The sequence below is a fragment of the Streptomyces sp. NPDC005070 genome, assembly GCF_053600395.1.
In genome coordinates, this window is record NZ_JBSFZS010000582.1 from 1 (window position 1) to 1,085 (window position 1,085).

Annotated in this window: 2 protein-coding genes and 1 pseudogene; 2 read left to right on the forward strand and 1 reads right to left on the reverse strand. The window is 64.2% G+C overall.

All coding sequences use genetic code 11. The annotated features are described in order from the left end of the window. On the forward strand, positions 1-258 hold a 258-nt coding region (locus ACWEBX_RS41325), incomplete at its 5' end, for a hypothetical protein (protein WP_451889805.1). A gap of 170 nt (positions 259-428) precedes the next feature. Here ACWEBX_RS41325 and ACWEBX_RS41330 read toward each other — a convergent pair. Next, positions 429-848 (reverse strand): hypothetical protein, encoded by a 420-nt coding sequence (locus ACWEBX_RS41330; RefSeq protein WP_451889806.1) that lies wholly within the window; start codon positions 846-848, stop codon positions 429-431. A gap of 57 nt (positions 849-905) precedes the next feature. Here ACWEBX_RS41330 and ACWEBX_RS41335 point away from each other — a divergent pair. Beyond that, positions 906-1,085 (forward strand): annotated as a pseudogene (locus tag ACWEBX_RS41335) (hypothetical protein); the annotation flags it as partial.

Genomic DNA, 1,085 nt, shown 5'->3' on the forward strand with positions numbered 1-1,085 from the left:
TTCGACGGCATCGCCGGCCCCGTCGCCTTCGACGAGTACGGCGACACCACGAACAAGCAGCTCACCGTCTACGAGGTCCATGGAAATATTTTGAGGCGAGAGAACTGGATCCATCAGGGGCAGGGTGACGGCGCTGGGGATACTGCCCAGTCGCACACCTGTGTCGGTGACTGTGGCAAACGTCAGATCGCCGGCAGCGCCCGGCATGATCGGGAAGGCGCACGGCTTCCCGACTGTAGAGATCCAGTGCTGAAGTGAATTGGGCATTGAGGGCTACTCCTTCAAGCGAGCGGGTCGTCCCTCCTCGGTCTTGGGTGTCATCCCCAGCAGCAATGAAACTAGGAATGCTCAGAGTGATCTGCATCACGTGCTTGGTCTGCCGTGAGCGACTCAGCTCAGCTGCCACCGGGGTGGCTGAGTTCCGCTGCTCAGGTATTGCCACTGTCGTCGGCAGCCGGCGTGCCGACGTTCGTCTGTTCGGTTGCTTCGTCGGTGCGGTGTGACTGGTCGGCCGCTGGGGCGGGTTGTGTGGGAGGGGCTGTTCGTGTGACGTGGTTGATGATGATTTGTCGGTAGGTGTCGGCCATCCGTACGAGCGGGTGCTGCATGACCTCGTCTGTGGGTGGACCGCCCGGTTCGCCGGTCTTCGGGGCGTTGAACTGCTCCATGAGCGTTGCCGGCTTGCCGAGGGTTTCGCTGTGCTGTGGTGCGTCGGCGGCTTGGCGCAGGATAACGGTCTCGGCGTCCGTGAGGTGTTCGCCCGAGGCATTGAGCCACTCCTCCTCGTTGCCGTCGGGAGCGCTCGCTGCGGCTTCGTCAGTGAGCGCGGTGAGGATCACCTGGTGCACAGCGCTGAGGCGTGCAGGAAATGACTGGCCGGGCCACGTGCCGCTGTCATTTCGGGGATGCTGGCCAGGGTCTTGGCCAGCGCGGCGGCTCTTGGCGGTGGCCAGCCTTCGGGCCAGGCGGAGCGGGTCTGCCACAGTTGCATCCCCGAGGACGAACGCCCCGTTCCCATCGTGCTGTTCGTCGACGAGGTGGCTGAACTCTTCCTCGTCGCCACGCGCAAGGACGAGGAGCGGCGG